Origin of the sequence: Burkholderia sp. Bp9099, from assembly GCF_003857805.1 — a bacterium.
GTDB lineage: Bacteria > Pseudomonadota > Gammaproteobacteria > Burkholderiales > Burkholderiaceae > Burkholderia.
In genome coordinates this window covers 1-1,317 of the sequence record NZ_QTPU01000087.1, presented here as the reverse complement: position 1 = coordinate 1,317, position 1,317 = coordinate 1, and the positions used below count along the sequence as shown (strand labels likewise).

Genomic DNA, 1,317 nt, shown 5'->3' with positions numbered 1-1,317 from the left:
CCAGTTAATGGTATGGACTGCTCCGGCAGGCGTATCGTAACTGCTGACGTTACCGTTCATAGGAGTATCGTCATGGAAATCATTCGGTTCCTTGCCATCGATCTTGCAAAGAATGTCTTCCAACTGCACGGCGTGGATGCCGCAGGCACGCTTGTGCTGCGACGTCGCGTTGGCCGCGCCCAACTGACTGAACTGGTTCTTCGACTTGCACCATGCACTATCGGGATGGAAGCCTGCTCAAGCGCCCATCATTGGGCACGGCAGTTTCAGCAGCAAGGCCACACGGTAAAACTCATCAGCCCGCAATTCGTGAAACCTTTCGTGAAGGGCAACAAGACTGACGGCAACGATGCTGAGGCGATCTGCGAGGCATTGCAGCGACCATCAATGCGGTTCGTGCCAATCAAGTCCGTCGAGCAACAAGATGTTCAAAGTCTTCACCGCGCTCGTAGTCGCCTCGTGAGCAATCGGACCGGGCTGGTGAGTCAGATGCGCAGCATTCTCGCAGAGCGAGGCATCGTATTCGCGCAATCGATCACGCGTGCGCGCCGGGAGATTCCGGCCATCGTCGCAGACATCACGAACGCCCTAACGCCACTCGCGCGCGAGATACTGGCCGATCTGATGGACCAGTTGCGCGAACTGGACAAACGCATCACCGGATTCGACAGACGTATCGATGCAGTGTTCAAGGCCAGCGAGACCTGCCAGCGCATTGCGCAGATTGAAGGAGTTGGTCCCAAAACGGCGACCGCCATCGTTGCTGCCGTATCCGATCCAAAGGACTTTAAGAACGGCCGCCACTTTGCTGCCTGGCTCGGCCTCGTTCCCCGTCAGAGCTCAAGCGGTGACCGAACACATCTCCTCGGCATCAGCAAGCGAGGCGACCGACATCTACGGACCTTGCTCATACACGGTGCACGCGCAGTACTCCGAACTGCTCCAACCAAACACGACAGAAAGCACGCCTGGGCTCTTGCGTTGCAGGCCAGGCGAGGCGCAAATCGAGCCATCGTGGCGATCGCGAACAAGATGGCCCGTGTCATCTGGTCGATGCTTGCAACCGGCCAGTCGTATCAGAAAGCAGTGTAGCAATGTCACCAACGATGCGTTGACGAATTGACGAATGGCACTCCGGTCGATCCGGCGAGCAGGGAACCTGATTTTTATAACGGCCCCCGAGGTCTTCCAGTTGTTGAGGCCTGCACGCGCGGAATTCCAGTTGGGCGCTGGGCTCTGCCCTGACGCCGGATATATGTACGCAATCGACTTCCGTGTCCGTCAACTTCCGTTTGCTATTGGGAGCAGTCCATATAT

Annotated in this window: 1 protein-coding gene; it reads left to right on the top strand. The window is 57.3% G+C overall.

Annotated elements, in window-relative coordinates; translation table 11 throughout:
• The first annotated feature begins 72 nt into the window (after positions 1-72).
• Positions 73-1,092 carry an IS110 family transposase gene (locus DIE17_RS36985; protein ID WP_124489887.1) on the top strand — a complete coding sequence of 340 codons (1,020 nt, stop codon included), beginning with the start codon at positions 73-75 and terminating at the stop codon, positions 1,090-1,092.
• The last annotated feature ends 225 nt before the right edge of the window (positions 1,093-1,317 follow it).